Origin of the sequence: Streptomyces sp. HUAS 31 (assembly GCF_028198125.1) — a bacterium.
Lineage (GTDB): Bacteria > Actinomycetota > Actinomycetes > Streptomycetales > Streptomycetaceae > Streptomyces > Streptomyces chartreusis.
The window spans coordinates 2,519,158-2,533,324 of sequence record NZ_CP116353.1; the positions used below are offsets into that span (position 1 = coordinate 2,519,158).

15 protein-coding genes are annotated in these 14,167 nt (G+C 72.5%); 5 read left to right on the top strand and 10 right to left on the bottom strand.

The features are described from left to right. The first annotated feature begins 6 nt into the window (after positions 1–6). Genes PGH47_RS11100 through PGH47_RS11120 form a run of 5 tightly spaced genes read left to right on the top strand, consistent with a single transcriptional unit; the run spans position 7 to position 5,555 of the window. Complete coding sequence (locus PGH47_RS11100; RefSeq protein ID WP_271663282.1) at positions 7–1,182, top strand: ADP-ribosylglycohydrolase family protein; 1,176 nt, start codon at positions 7–9, stop codon at positions 1,180–1,182. Beyond that, entirely contained in the window at positions 1,170–2,600 is a 1,431-nt protein-coding gene (locus tag PGH47_RS11105; RefSeq protein WP_271663283.1) for an ADP-ribosylglycohydrolase family protein, read from the top strand. Before PGH47_RS11100 ends, PGH47_RS11105 begins: the two co-directional genes overlap by 13 nt. Continuing rightward, entirely contained in the window at positions 2,597–3,490 is an 894-nt protein-coding gene (rbsK, locus tag PGH47_RS11110; protein ID WP_271663284.1) for a ribokinase, read from the top strand. Before PGH47_RS11105 ends, rbsK begins: the two co-directional genes overlap by 4 nt. Continuing rightward, entirely contained in the window at positions 3,487–4,707 is a 1,221-nt protein-coding gene (locus PGH47_RS11115) for a CaiB/BaiF CoA transferase family protein (protein WP_271663285.1), read from the top strand. Before rbsK ends, PGH47_RS11115 begins: the two co-directional genes overlap by 4 nt. Then, positions 4,704–5,555, top strand: coding sequence for an HpcH/HpaI aldolase/citrate lyase family protein (locus PGH47_RS11120; RefSeq protein WP_271663286.1), 852 nt, complete (start codon positions 4,704–4,706; stop codon positions 5,553–5,555). Before PGH47_RS11115 ends, PGH47_RS11120 begins: the two co-directional genes overlap by 4 nt. A 92-nt stretch (positions 5,556–5,647) precedes the next feature. Here PGH47_RS11120 and lgt read toward each other — a convergent pair whose 3' ends face one another. The 10 genes from lgt to PGH47_RS11165 all read right to left on the bottom strand — a co-directional run bounded on the left by lgt (position 5,648) and on the right by PGH47_RS11165 (position 14,164). After that, the gene (gene lgt, locus PGH47_RS11125; protein WP_271663287.1) at positions 5,648–6,625 is read right to left on the bottom strand and encodes a prolipoprotein diacylglyceryl transferase; all 978 of its coding nucleotides are present in this window, start codon (positions 6,623–6,625) and stop codon (positions 5,648–5,650) included. A gap of 77 nt (positions 6,626–6,702) precedes the next feature. Continuing rightward, positions 6,703–7,476: a DsbA family protein gene (locus tag PGH47_RS11130; protein ID WP_271663288.1), complete on the bottom strand. Its 774-nt coding sequence runs from the start codon at positions 7,474–7,476 to the stop codon at positions 6,703–6,705. A gap of 128 nt (positions 7,477–7,604) precedes the next feature. Further along, entirely contained in the window at positions 7,605–8,423 is an 819-nt protein-coding gene (gene trpA, locus PGH47_RS11135) for a tryptophan synthase subunit alpha (protein WP_271663289.1), read from the bottom strand. Continuing rightward, entirely contained in the window at positions 8,420–9,706 is a 1,287-nt protein-coding gene (trpB, locus tag PGH47_RS11140; RefSeq protein WP_271663290.1) for a tryptophan synthase subunit beta, read from the bottom strand. Before trpB ends, trpA begins: the two co-directional genes overlap by 4 nt. Positions 9,707–9,765: 59 nt before the next feature. Next, positions 9,766–9,981, bottom strand: a complete 216-nt coding sequence (trpM, locus tag PGH47_RS43220; protein ID WP_435887779.1) for a tryptophan biosynthesis modulator TrpM — start codon at positions 9,979–9,981, stop codon at positions 9,766–9,768. A gap of 22 nt (positions 9,982–10,003) precedes the next feature. Further along, entirely contained in the window at positions 10,004–10,813 is an 810-nt protein-coding gene (gene trpC, locus PGH47_RS11145; RefSeq protein ID WP_126898552.1) for an indole-3-glycerol phosphate synthase TrpC, read from the bottom strand. Between the two features lie 134 nt (positions 10,814–10,947). Next, positions 10,948–11,394 (bottom strand): DUF2752 domain-containing protein, encoded by a 447-nt coding sequence (locus tag PGH47_RS11150; RefSeq protein WP_271663291.1) that lies wholly within the window; start codon positions 11,392–11,394, stop codon positions 10,948–10,950. 78 nt (positions 11,395–11,472) lie between these two features. Next, positions 11,473–11,724: an HGxxPAAW family protein gene (locus PGH47_RS11155; protein WP_271663292.1), complete on the bottom strand. Its 252-nt coding sequence runs from the start codon at positions 11,722–11,724 to the stop codon at positions 11,473–11,475. Between the two features lie 232 nt (positions 11,725–11,956). Then, on the bottom strand, positions 11,957–12,601 hold the full coding sequence (locus PGH47_RS11160) for a TIGR02234 family membrane protein (RefSeq protein ID WP_271663293.1): 645 nt from the start codon (positions 12,599–12,601) through the stop codon (positions 11,957–11,959). A 75-nt stretch (positions 12,602–12,676) separates the two neighbouring features. Next, complete coding sequence (locus PGH47_RS11165; protein ID WP_271663294.1) at positions 12,677–14,164, bottom strand: anthranilate synthase component I; 1,488 nt, start codon at positions 14,162–14,164, stop codon at positions 12,677–12,679. Positions 14,165–14,167 lie beyond the last annotated feature (3 nt).

Genomic DNA, 14,167 nt, shown 5'->3' on the forward strand with positions numbered 1-14,167 from the left:
CGGGGCATGACGCCCAAAGCAGATGAAAGCAGTGGTCCGCGTCTCGACGAGCGGATCACCGGCGCCCTGGTCGGCGCGGCGGTCGGCGACGCCCTCGGCGGCCCGGTGGAGGGCTACTCCCCCGACCAGATCCTTGAGCGCCACGGCGGCCGGGTGCACGGCATCGTCGGCCCCTGGAACGGCGACGCCTGGCGTACGGCCCGCCCCATCGCGCCGTACCACAAGGGCGACGGGCACGTCACCGACGACACGTTGCTGACGCACGCGCTGGTCCGCGTCTACGGCTCCGTCCGCGACCACCTCGACGCGTACGCGGTCGCCGACCACCTGGTCCCGGACCTGATGACGAACCCGCGCTGGATCCCGGAACTGGAGGCGGAGGCGCTCCCCCTGCACCGCGTCTTCCTGGCCGAGAAGTGGCTCGTGGCCCGCATTCACTACGGCCATGTGGACCCGCGGGAGGCCGGCGCCGGCAACATCGTCAACTGCGGTGCGGCGATGTACATGGCCCCGGTCGGCCTGGTCAACGCGGCCGACCCGAGGGCGGCGTACACGGAGGCCCTGGACATCGCGGGCGCCCACCAGTCGTCGTACGGCCGTGAGGCGGCGGGCGTCTTCGCGGCGGCGGTGGCGGCGGCCTGCGCACCTGGGGCGACACCGGACTCGGTGATCGCGGCCTGCCTGTCGCTGGCGAAGGACGGCACGCGGACGGCGATCGAGAAGGTCTGCGAAGTGGCGGGCGCCCACCAGGACTTCGAGTCGGCGCTGATCCCGCTCCGGGAGGCGGTCGCCCCGTACGACACGGTCGGCCCTGACTACCGGCGGCCCTCCCTCGGCGCGCGGCGCCCCTCCCGTCTGCACGCCATCGAGGAACTCCCCGTCGCCCTGGCCATGCTGCTGATCGCGGGCGGCGACCACCGCCGCTCGGTTCTGGGCGCCGTCAACTACGGCCGCGACTGCGACTCCATCGCCACCATGGCCGGCGCCCTCTCCGGCGCCCTCGGCTCACCGGTCCCCGAGGACTGGTCGAAGGCGGTCGCGGAGGCCAGCCGACTGGACCTGTGGGAACCGCCCCGCACCCTGGCCGAGGTCACGAGGGAGATCCACGCCCGGGACGTACGCCGGCGCCGCGCCCACGAGGCGGCGTTCGCGGCGCTGGAGGGCCGGCCGTGCTCCGACTGACCTGGGTCCAGCCGGAGGACCTGATCGGCCACGAGCTGCGCCAGGCCGCACTGGACGGCCGGGAGCCGTCGAGGATCGCGGCGAGGTGGCGGGCGGCCGGCGGCCGGGAGGCGCCGTTGCGCGCGGGGGCGTCACCGGAGCCCACGTCGAGATATCTGCGCACCCTGGCCGAGGATCTGCTGGACGAACTGGCGGACCTGCCGAGCAGGTTGGCGGACCGGGAGCCCACCGACCTCGCGAGGATCAGGGCGAGCTGCCCGTCCTGGCCCGCACCGCCCCCGTCCGCGGCCGAACCGACCGCATCCCGACCGGCCCCGCCCCCGGCCGCGCCGCCCGTGTCCCGCTACGAGGCCGCCTGGCTCGGCCGGGCCGTCGGCTGTCTGCTCGGCAAGCCCGTCGAGAAGCTCCCCCTGGAAGGGATCCGCCGGCTTGCCGCGGCCACCGGCAACCAGCCCCTGAACTCGTACTTCACGGCGAAGGGCGTCCCCCCGGAACTGCTCGCGGCCCACCCCTGGAACCGCCGTTCCGCCCCCACCTCCCTCGCCGAGAACATCGACGGGATGCCCGAGGACGACGACCTCAACTACCCCCTGCTCGACCTGCTCCTGCTCCAGCGCCACGGCCGGGACTTCACCACCACCGACGTGGCCCGTCTCTGGCTGGACGAGCTCCCGGCCGGCCGCACCTTCACCGCCGAGCGCGTCGCGTACCGCAACCTCCTCCTCGGCATCGAGCCCCCGTACACGGCCCGCCACCGCAACCCCTTCCGCGAGTGGATCGGCGCCCTCATCCGCGCGGACGTCCACGGCTGGACCAACCCCGGTGACCCCGGTGCCGCCGCCGAACAGGCCCACCGCGACGCCACCCTCACGCACACCGCCAACGGCGTCTACGCGGCCATGTTCACCGCCGCGGTCGTCGCACAGGCGGCGGTGGCGACCGCTCCGGACGACATCCACACCTGTCTGCGCACCGGCCTCACGGTGATCCCCCCGAGGTCCCGACTGGCGGATGCCGTGCGGCACGCCGTCCAACTGGCCCGTGTCCACGAGGACTTCGACAGGGTCGTCGACGAACTGCACGCCACCCACGCGGACACCCACCACTGGGTCCACGCCGTCCCCAACACCGCCCTGATCGCCGCCGCCCTCACCCACGCCGACGGCGACTTCACCGGCTCCATCTGCCGAGCCGTGTCGGGAGGCTGGGACACCGACTCCAACGGTGCGACGGCGGGCAGCGTCGCCGCCCTCCTCGCCGGCACCCCCGCCGCTCTTCCCGACCGCTGGACGACCCCTCTCAAGAACCGCCTCGCCACCTCCGTCGCCGACTTCAACGGCACCGGCTTCGACGCACTGGCCCGGCTCACCCACGACCTCACCCACCAGCACACCCCCCGGGAGGCACCTCGCCCATGACCGACATCGTCGTGCTCGGCAGCACGAACATGGACCTCGTCACCTACGTCGAGAAGGCCCCGCAGCGCGGTGAGACCGTGACGGGCCGGGACTTCCGCACGATCCCCGGCGGCAAGGGCGCCAACCAGGCCATCGCGGCGGCCCGCGCGGGCGGCCTGGTCTCGATGATCGGCGCGGTCGGCAACGACGCCTTCGGCACCCGGCTGCGCGCCAACCTCGAACACTCCGGCGTGGACACCGACGACCTCCGCACGGCCGAGGGCGCCTCCGGCACCGCGCACATCGTCGTGGACGACGAGGGCGGCAACGCGATCGTCGTGATCCCCGGCGCGAACGGCACGCTCGACCACCTCAGCCCCGGCGACGAGGGCGTCATCGCCGCCGCCGGCACCCTGCTGCTCCAGCTGGAGATCCCGCTCCCCGCCGTCCTCGCCGGCGCCCAGGCGGCCCGCCGCCACGACGTCCGTACGATCCTCACCCCCTCCCCCGCCCGGTCCCTCCCGCACGAACTCCTCGCCTCGGTCGACCTGTTGGTCCCCAACGAGCACGAGGCCACCGCCCTCACCGGCCGCACCGACCCCCGCGAGGCAGCCACCTCGCTGCTGGACCAGGTCCCCGAGGTGGTCGTCACCCTGGGCGCCGCCGGCAGCCTGTACGTCACCCGCGGCGCCGAACCCCTGACGGTGCCCGCCCCGAAGGTCACCGCCGTCGACTCCACCGGCGCGGGCGACACCTTCGTCGGCGCGCTCGCGGTGGCGCTGGGCGAAGGGCGCCCCATGCCGGACGCCCTGAAGTGGGCGGCCGCGGCGGCCGCGCTGTCGGTCCAGCGGGAGGGCGCCTCCGTCGCGATGCCGTACCGCCCCGAGATCGAGGAGGCGTACGCGTCATGAGCGCCCCCGGCACCGAGACCCGTCCCCTTCCCCCCGCTCCCCTCACCGGCCTGCGCGTCCTCGACCTGGCCACCCTCTTCGCGGGCCCCCTCGCCGCCACGATGCTCGGCGACTACGGCGCGGAGGTCGTCAAGGTCGAGCACCCCGACCGGCCCGACCCCTCCCGCGGACACGGCCCGTCGAAGGACGGCGTGGGCCTGTGGTGGAAGGTCCTCGGCCGCAACAAGCGCACGATCACCCTCAACCTGTCCAAGCCCGGCGGCCGGGCCACCCTGCTGCGCCTCGCCGCGACCGCGGACGTCGTCATCGAGAACTTCCGCCCCGGCACCCTGGAGAAGTGGGACCTCGGCTGGCCCGAGCTCTCCGCCGCCAACCCCCGCCTGATCCTCACCCGCGTCACCGGCTTCGGTCAGTTCGGGCCCTACGCCCACCGCCCCGGCTTCGGCACCCTCGCCGAGGCCATGAGCGGCTTCGCGGCCCTCACCGGCGAACCGGACGCGCCCCCGACGCTGCCGCCGTTCGGCCTGGCCGACTCGATCGCGGGCCTGGCGACGGCGTACGCGGTGATGACGGCACTGGCCGCCCGCGAACGCACCGGCGAGGGCCAGGTCGTCGACATGGCGCTGATCGAGCCGATGCTGCTGGCCCTCGGCCCCCAGGCGACCTGGTACGACCAGCTCGGCTACGTCCAGGAACGCACCGGCAACCGCTCCGCCAACAACGCCCCGCGCAACACCTACCGCACGGCGGACGGCAGCTGGGTCGCGGTCTCCACCTCGGCCCAGTCGATCGCCGAGCGTGTGATGCACCTGGTGGGACGGCCGGACCTGATCGACGAACCGTGGTTCGCGACCGGCGCCGACCGGGCCCGGCACGCCGACGTCCTCGACCGGGCCGTCGGCGGCTGGATCGCCCGCCACACCCGCGCCGACGTCCTCGCCGCCTTCGAGAAGGCGGAGGCGGCGGTGGCCCCGATCCAGGACGTACGGGATGTGATGACGGATCCGCAGTACGCGGCCCTGGACACCATCACCACCGTCGAGGACCCCGAACTCGGCCCGCTCCGCATGCAGAACGTCCTCTTCCGGCTCTCCGCGACGCCCGGCACGATCCGCTGGACCGGCCGCCCGCACGGCGCGGACACCGAGGAGATCCTCACCGGCCTGGGCCTGACCCCCGCCGACCTGGCGGCCCTGCGCGAGGAAGGCGCCCTGTGACCGTCCGGGCCAACACCGCCGCCTACCCCCTGACCTGGCTGTACGCCCCCGGCGACCGCCCGCGTGTGGTGGCCAAGGCTCTTCTGTCCGGTGCCGACGTCGTCATCGTCGACCTGGAGGACGCCGTGGCCCCGGACCGCAAGGACTACGCCCGGGCGGCCACGGCCGACCTGCTCGCGGACCCGGAGCACCCCGTCCCCGTCCATGTACGGGTCAACGCCCTGGACACCCCGCCCGGTGCGAAGGACATCGCGATCCTGGCCGCCCTGCCCGGCCTGGCCGCGCTGCGCCTGCCGAAGGTGACCTCCGCCGAGCAGATCATCCACCTCGCCCAGACCACCCCGCCCACCGCTCCGGGCACGACCCCGCTGCACGCCCTCCTGGAATCGGCCCTGGGGATCGAACGCGCCCACGCGATCGCCGCCGCCCACCCCACCCTGCGCGGCATCTCGCTGGGCGAGGCGGATCTACGGGCCGACCTGGGCGTACGCGGCGACGCGGGCCTCGACTGGTGCCGCTCGCGCGTCGTCGTGGCCGCCCGCGCGGCGGCCCTGCCCCCGCCCTCTCAGTCGATCCACCCCGACATCCGCGACCTGGAGGGCCTGGCGGCCTCCTGCGCCCACGGCCGCACCCTCGGCTTCCTGGGCCGGGCCGCGATCCACCCGCGCCAGCTCCCGGTGATCGAGCGGGCCTACCTCCCCACTGAGAAGGAGCTGGAGCAGGCGGAGACGATCATCAAGGCGGCCACGACGGAACAGGGCGCGCAGGCCCTCCAAGACGGCACGTTCATCGACGCGGCGGTGGTGACGGCGGCGCAGCGGACCTTGTCCCTGGCCCGCCGCACCTGATCGCACCCTTTCGTGTTCCGCCGCGGCGGCGAACGACGCACAACAGAGGGCGCCCGGACATCCGGACGCCCTCATCGTCGTAGAGCCGAACCTCAGGTCTTCTTCGTCCCCGACCCGGCTTCGTCCTTGACGTCTTCCTTCACGCCTTCGTCGACGTCTTCCTCGGCCTCGCCCTTGGCGTCCTCGTCCTTCGCCTCGGCGGCGGAGTCGGCGTCGGCGTCCGTGTCGCCCTCGGTCTCACCGCCGGAGGCATCCGCGCCCGGCTCGACCACGGCCTCGCGGCCCGGCCGCTTCTTCGCCGAGATCACGATGTAGGCCACCGCGAGCAGGAACACGATCAGCGCGGTCCAGTTGTTCAGCCGCAGCCCGAGGATGTGGTGGGCGTCGTCGACCCGCATGTACTCGACCCAGAACCGGCCCACGCAGTACGAGGCGACGTACAGCGCGAACGCCCGCCCGTGTCCCAGCTTGAAGCGGCGGTCGGCCCAGATCACAAGCACCGCGACGCCGATGCACCACAGCGACTCGTACAGGAACGTCGGGTGGTAGGTGCCCGGCACCCGGCCGTCCGTCGAGGAGGTGATCTTCAGCGCCCAGGGGACGTCGGTCTCGCGTCCGTAGAGCTCCTGGTTGAACCAGTTGCCCCAGCGTCCGATCGCCTGGGCGAGGGCGATGCCGGGCGCCACGGCGTCGGCGTAGGCGGGCATCGGGATGCCGCGGCGGCGGCAGCCGATCCACGCGCCGAGCCCGCCGAGCGCGATGGCGCCCCAGATACCGAGGCCGCCTTCCCAGATCTTGAAGGCGTCCACCCAGTCACGGCCCTCGCTGAAGTACAGCTCGTAGTCCGTGATCACGTGATAGAGGCGCCCGCCGACCAGTCCGAACGGGACGGCCCAGACCGCGATGTCGGCGACGGTGCCGGACCGCCCGCCCCGGGCGATCCAGCGTTTGTTGCCGAGCCAGACGGCTACGAAGACACCGATGATGATGCAGAAGGCGTAGCCGCGCAGCGGAATGGGGCCGAGGTGGATCACCCCGCGCGACGGGCTGGGAATGTAGGCAAGTTCCATGGCAAGGTCGACGCTACCCTGCCGGGCGGCACCGATGTCAGGCAGCCCGGCTACGGGTCCATAACAGGCGCCGGGGCTCAGCCCTTGGCGGCTTCCTCCACCATCTGCTTCAGCTTGGCCGGAGTCATCGTCTGGTCCTGGTAGATGTTCTTGCCGTTGAGCAGGACCGTCGGCGTACCGCTGAAGCCGCCGCTCTTGAAGGCGTCGTTGGACTTCTCCACCCAGCTGTTGTGGGTGCCGTCCTCGACGCACTTGCGGAAGGCGGGCGTGTCCAGGCCCTTGACCTTGCCCGCGAGCTCGAAGAGCTTGCTGTTCTTGGCGAAGGCGTCGTCGACCTCCGGCGGCTGGTTCTCGTAGAGCACGTCGTGGTACTGCGTGAACTTCCCGGCGTCCTGGGCGCAGGCCGCCGCGTTGGCGGCGTTGCGCGAGCCGGTGCCGCCCATGTTGCCGTCGATGATCGTCGCCAGGTGGTACTCGACCCGGAGTTGACCGGCGTCCGTCAGCTCGTGGATCGTCGACCGGTAGGCGTCCTCGAAGGACTTGCAGGCCGGGCAGCGGAAGTCCTCCCAGACCGTGAGCGTCGACTTGGCGCTCTCCTGGCCGACGGGGATCGCGAGACCGTCCTTGCCCTGTGCCCCGGAGGGCCCGACGACGGGTCCCGCCTCGCTGCCGCTGTCCTTGCCGGCGTTGGCCGCGACGACGCCGATGACCGCCGCGAGTCCGAGGACGCAGACGACGCCGGCGCCCACGATCAGCGCACGACGGCGCTTGTCGGAGGCCTTCTGCTTCTCACGCTCGACCGCCAGCCGCTCACGGGCGGTCCGCTTTCCGTCACGATTCTTTTCGCTCACACCCGCAGAACGAACCGGGGAGGCGCAGCGCGCCTCCCCGGCCTCAGGTCCACCCGTTCGAGCGACTCGTACGGAAGACCCTTCTTCTGAAGATGTCCCCTGCGGAGGGAGTCCGCCGCAGGTCAGGGCTACGCCTGCCGACGCACGCCCTTCGCCAGATCGCCGGCGAGCTCGCGCACGGCCTCGACTCCGGCCGCGTCGTCCGGCGCGTCCAGCATCCGCTTGACGAAGGCCGAGCCGACGATCACGCCGTCGGCGAAGCCTGCCACCTCGGCCGCCTGGTCGGCGTTGGAGACACCGAGCCCGACGCAGACGGGCAGGTCGGTGCCGGTGGCCCGGGTGCGCTCGACCAGGTCCTGCGCCTGTGCGCCCACGGACTCGCGGGTGCCGGTGACGCCCATCAGCGAGGCGGCGTAGACGAAGCCGCTGCCGGCCGCGGTGATCTGGCCGAGCCGCTCGTCCTTGCTGCTCGGCGCCACGACGAAGACCGTCGCGAGGCCGTGCTTCTCGGCGTGCTCCCTCCACAGCGCCGACTCCTGGACGGGCAGGTCGGGCAGGATGCAGCCCGCGCCGCCCGCCTCGGCCAGCTCCGCGGTGAAGCGCTCGACGCCGTAGCGGTCGATGGGGTTCCAGTACGTCATCACGAGGATCGGCTTGCCGGTGGCCTCGTGCGCCTCGCGGACCGTGCGCATGACGTCCGCGATCCTGACCCCGCCGCGCAGGGCGATGTCGTCGGCGGTCTGGATGACCGGGCCGTCGAGGACGGGGTCGCTGTGCGGCAGCCCCACCTCCACGACGTCGGCGCCGCCGTCCAGCGCGGCCTTGATCGCCTCGATGCCGCCGTCCACGGTCGGGAACCCGGCCGGGAGGTAGGCGATGAGGGCGGAGCGGCCCTCGGCCCTGGCGGCCTTGAGGGTGTCCGTCAACAGCTGGATGTTGCCGCTCACTTGGCGTCCCCCTGGATCTCGGCCACGCCACCGTTGGCATCGGCGGCGACCTCGGCGTCGGTGTCGTACAGGCCGAAGTAGCGGGCGGCCGTGTCCATGTCCTTGTCACCGCGGCCGGACAGGTTGACGACGATCAGGCCGTCCTTGCCCAGCTCCTTGCCGACCTCCAGGGCTCCGGCGAGCGCGTGGGCGCTCTCGATCGCCGGGATGATGCCCTCGGTGCGCGACAGCAGGCGCAGGGCCTGCATCGCCGCGTCGTCGGTGACCGCGCGGTACTCGCCGCGGCCGCTGTCCTTGAGGTAGGAGTGCTCGGGCCCGATGCCGGGGTAGTCCAGACCCGCCGAGATCGAGTACGGCTCGGTGATCTGGCCCTCCTCGTCCTGGAGGACGTAGGAGCGGGAGCCGTGCAGGATGCCGGGCTCACCGGCGGTCAGCGTCGCCGCGTGCTCACCGGTCTCGACGCCGTGCCCGGCGGGCTCGCAGCCGATGAGGCGTACGTCCGTGTCGGGGATGAAGGCGTGGAAGAGGCCGATGGCGTTGGAGCCGCCACCGACGCAGGCGATCGCGGCGTCGGGGAGGCGCCCGGCGCGCTCCAGGAGCTGGCGGCGGGCCTCGACGCCGATCACGCGGTGGAAGTCGCGGACCATGGCGGGGAAGGGGTGCGGTCCGGCGACCGTGCCGAAGAGGTAGTGGGTGCGGTCGACGTTGGCGACCCAGTCGCGGAACGCCTCGTTGATGGCGTCCTTCAGGGTGCGGCTGCCCGACTTCACGGCGATGACCTCGGCCCCGAGCATGCGCATCCGGGCCACGTTGAGGGCCTGGCGCTGGGTGTCGATCTCGCCCATGTAGATGGTGCATTCGAGGCCGAACAGGGCGCAGGCGGTGGCCGTTGCCACGCCGTGCTGGCCGGCGCCGGTCTCGGCGATCACCCGGGTCTTGCCCATGCGCTTGGTGAGCAGGGCCTGGCCGAGCACGTTGTTAATCTTGTGGGAGCCGGTGTGGTTGAGGTCTTCCCGCTTCAGGAAGATCCGGGCGCCGCCGGCGTGTTCGGCGAACCTCGGCACCTCGGTGAGGGAGCTGGGGCGGCCGGTGTAGTTGACGAGCAGGTCGTCGAGCTCGCGGGCGAACTCGGGGTCGTGCTTGGCCTTGTCGTACTCGACGGCCACCTCGTCCACGGCGGCGACGAGGGCCTCCGGGATGAACTTGCCGCCGAACGCGCCGAAGTAGCCCTCGGCGCTGGGGACTTGACCCTCCGGGTCTGGGATGAAGAACTCGCTGGGCATGCGGATACCTCACGGTGAGTGGCGTGTACAAGCACTAATCGCCGTGGGGGCGGGGATGGTCAGGCGGCCGCGGACCGTGTGTGGCCGGTCACGCAGTTCCCCGCGCCCCTGAAGGGGCGCTGCCATCGACGGCCGTTCACCTGCCCGGGTTCGTCACCGATGACGTACCGCACCCGTCGGCCGTGGACACGCCTCGCCGGGGCTCGGCAGCCCCTCGGGCGGCAGCCGCGCGCGAGGCGGGCGTACCTGTCCGTGGTCGTCACAGTGCGGTTCATCGCTGTTAAGCCTAGCGGGTGATCAGCCGCGGCCGTGCCGCAGTGCGGGGTGCTCGCCGGCCGCGACCAGGTCGGAGACCGCGGACTTCGGGTCCTTCCCCGTCACCAGGGACTCGCCGACCAGGACCGCGTCGGCGCCGGCGTTGGCGTAGGCGATGAGGTCGTGCGGGCCGCGGACGCCGGACTCGGCGATCTTGACGATGTGGTCGGGGATCTCCGGGGCAACCCGCTCGAAGGTGCCGCGGTCGACCTCCAGGGTCTTCAGGTTGCGCGCGTTGACACCGATGATCTTCGCGCCCGCGTCCACGGCACGCTCGACCTCGTCCTCGTCGTGCACCTCGACCAGCGGGGTCAGACCGATGGACACCGCGCGCTCGATGAGGGACTCCAGGGCGGGCTGCTCCAGGGCCGCCACGATCAGCAGCGCGAGGTCGGCGCCGTACGCGCGGGCCTCCCACAGCTGGTACGACGTGACGATGAAGTCCTTGCGCAGGACCGGGATGTCCACGCGGGCGCGGACGGCCTCCAGGTCGGCCAGCGAGCCGCCGAAGCGGCGCTGCTCGGTGAGGACGGAGATGACGGCGGCGCCGCCCGCCTCGTAGTCCGCGGCCAGCCCGGCCGGGTCGGCGATCGCGGCCAGCGCGCCCTTGGAGGGGCTGGAGCGCTTGACCTCACAGATGACCTTGACGCCGTCGCCCTTGAGCGCGGCCACTCCGTCCTTGGCCGCGGGAGCCTTCGCCGCGCGCTCCTTGAGCTCGTCGAGGCTGACGCGCGCCTGCCGCTCCGCGAGGTCGGCACGGACTCCGTCGATGATCTCGTCGAGCACACTCACGCGAGCGGCCCCCTTTCAGACGGTGGGCTGTGAAAGCGGTACGAAACCGCCGGTCACTGCGATGGTATCCGGAGCAGGGCGTAGGCCTCACATCCGGTTGACGCCGGTCCCAGTACCTGGACGTTCCGAGTTGATCAAGGGTGCAGCCAGCCACCGAAGGGCAGGTTCCGGACAACGGTGAAGACCAGCAGCAACGCGCCCGCGGTCCAGAGCTGCACCGGCCCGAGATCGATCCGCAGCGGCCGGCCGCGCACGGTGCGGACCACCCAGACGGTCCACATCACGGCGAAGAGCGCGTAGCCGGCGACGGCGAGGGCGTTGTCCTGGAGTGCCGCGGCGAAGTCACCGTGCACGACGGCGTGGGCGCTGCGCAGTCCGCCGCAGCCGGGGCAGTAGATGCCGGTGTACTGGAGCAGCGGGCAGGCGGGGTAGTGGCCGGGTTCGTTCGGGTCCACGGCGCCTACGTAGGCGAAGGCGCCGACGACGGCCGCGAGCACTCCCGCCGGGACGGCCAGGCGTCCCCACAGGGCGCCGGTACGCGGCTGTGTCACCCTCTGGCTGTCGGCGTTCACGTCATGCATTGTGCCCCGCACACGCGTGAGGGGCGCCCCCTGGCACCCATCGGTGCCGGGTCGCCCCTCGACGAAGACCTGCGGCTGTCAGCCCTTGGCGCTCGCCGCCTCGCTCTGCTGCGTGGTGAGCAGCGTCTTGTGCGCGTCCTTGGGCTGGCCCATGCCCATGGCGCTCATGATCCAGGCGATGATGCCGCCGAGGACCACGACGCCCATGCCGGCCCAGAAGCCCGCGGGCTGGTCCATCACCATGAAGGCGCCCGCCACGCAGAAACCGATGAAGGCGATCGTGACACCGGTCCAGGCGGCCGGGGTGTGACCGTGGCTGCTGCCCGCCATTGCTTGCTCCTCGTTGCTGAAGTACGTGTCGAGCCGGACGCTCGCAGTCATTGTCCCGCACGCGCGCGGCTGCGGTGATCGGGGGTAGCCCGAGCGATAAGACGGCGAGCAATTCAACGCCGGCTGGGCAACGCCTCAAGGGGCGCGGGGCTGTATCGATATGTGGCTCCGCCGCGTGGGCGCGACCAGCCCCACCGACCCGCAGGCAAGTCACCGGCCTCCCCGCGCAGCGCTACGCCCCCGTTGGATCCTCGCCCCGGTCGAGGGCCTTCCAGAGTTCCTCGGGCCGGTCGGGGTCGCCTGCGGCCTCGGGCTTGCGGCGCGGCCTGGGCGTGCCGTTGCGCTCGTAGCGGCCGGACATGCCGGGCCACAGCCGGCCGTAGCGCAGGGCAAGCAGTCCCGCGAGCAGGAGCAGGGCCCCGCCCACGGCGGCGACGTACGGCCAGGCGGTGTGGGTGAGGGCCTGGACGGTGGCCGAGGTGTCGCCGGACGCCCGGGCGGCCTGTTCGTCCAGCGCGGTGCTGTCGGAGGCGCCGAGCAGGGCGGCGGCGACGGTGCCGGCGCCGGAGAGCGCGAGCAGACCGGCGACCATGAAGCGGCCGGCCCGGCGGACGGCGAAGACGGCGACGAGCGCGGCGAGCCCCACTATGGCCAGGGAGGCGGGGACGCCGGTGACGTCACTGCCCTTGGCGGTCAGGGGGAAGGGGCCGCCCGCCACCGTGGCGGTGCCCTCCGACCAGCGCTGCCGGGTGGCGAGCAGCGCGACGGCCGCGCCGACCGCCCCGCACAGCAGGGCTACGGCGAGGCTCATACGGCCGGCCCGGGCGGAGCCGGGGGCTTCGGAACGGGGGTGCGGTACAGCAGTCACGTACTCCACTATCACCCGAACCCCGGGCGATCAGTCACCCGGGGTTCATGTGAGAACGCCTACTCGGCCTCGCGCGGGGTCGGTTCAGCCGAGGCGGTTCGCCGTGTGCACCGCGCGCAGGACCGCCGCCGCCTTGTTGCGGCACTCGGTGTCCTCGGCGACCGGGTCCGAGTCGGCGACGATGCCGGCGCCCGCCTGGACGTAGGCGGTGCCGTCGCGCAGGAGGGCTGTACGGATGGCGATGGCGGTGTCGGAGTCGCCCGCGAAGTCGAGGTAGCCGACGCAGCCGCCGTACAGCCCGCGCCGGGACGGTTCGAGCTCGTCGATGATCTGCATCGCGCGGGGCTTGGGGGCGCCGGAGAGGGTGCCCGCCGGGAAACAGGCCGTCAGGACGTCGAAGGCCGTGCGGCCCGGGGCGACGCGGCCGGTGACCGTGGAGACGATGTGCATCACGTGGGAGTACCGCTCGATGGACATGAAGTCGACGACCTCGACGGAGCCCGGTTCGCAGACCCGTCCCAGGTCGTTGCGGCCCAGGTCGACGAGCATCAGGTGCTCGGCGCGCTCCTTGGGGTCGGCGAGCAGTTCGTCGGCGAGGGTCTGGTCCTCCTGCGGGGTCGCCCCGCGCCACCGGGTGCCGGCGATGGGGTGGACCATGGCGCGGCCGTCCTCGACCTTCACCAGGGCTTCCGGGGAGGAACCGACGACGTCGAAGCCGTCGAACCGGAACAGGTACATGTATGGGGAGGGGTTGGTCGCCCGCAGCACCCGGTAGACGTCGAGCGCGCTCGCCGTGCACGGCGTCTCGAAGCGCTGGGAGGGGACCACCTGGAACGCCTCGCCGGCCCGGATGCGCTCCTTGATGTCCTCGACGGCCTCCTGGAAGTCCTCGCCGCCCCACAGCGCGGAGTACTCGGGCAGCTCCGAGGGCGGGAGGACCGCCGGGGGCTGGGCGACCGGGCGGGTCAGGTCGGCCTGCATGGCGTCGAGGCGGGCTACCGCGTCGGCGTATGCCTCGTCGACGCCGGTGTCGAGGTCGTTGTGGTTGATCGCGTTGGCGATCAGCAGGACGGAGCCCTCCCAGTGGTCCATGACGGCGAGGTCGCTGGTGAGCAGCATGGTCAGCTCGGGCAGCTTCAGGTCGTCCCGCTCGCCGGGGCCGATCTTCTCCAGGCGGCGCACGATGTCGTAGCCGAGGTAGCCGACCATGCCGCCGGTGAAGGGCGGCAGGCCCAGGTCGTGGGCGAGGTCGCGCGGGGTGTGCAGGGCCTCGATGGTGGCGCGCAGGGCGGCCAGCGGGTCGCCCTCGACGGGGACGCCGACGGGCGGGGTGCCGAGCCAGTGCGCCTGGCCGTCGCGCGCCGTGAGGGTCGCGGCCGAGCGGACGCCCACGAAGGAGTAGCGGGACCAGGAGCGGCCGTTCTCCGCGGACTCCAGCAGGAAGGTGCCGGAGCGCTCGGCGGCGAGCTTGCGGTAGAGGGCGACCGGGGTGTCGCCGTCGGCGAGGAGCTTGCGGGTGACAGGGATGACCCGGCGGTCGGTGGCGAGCTTGCGGAACGTCTCGAGGTCCATGGC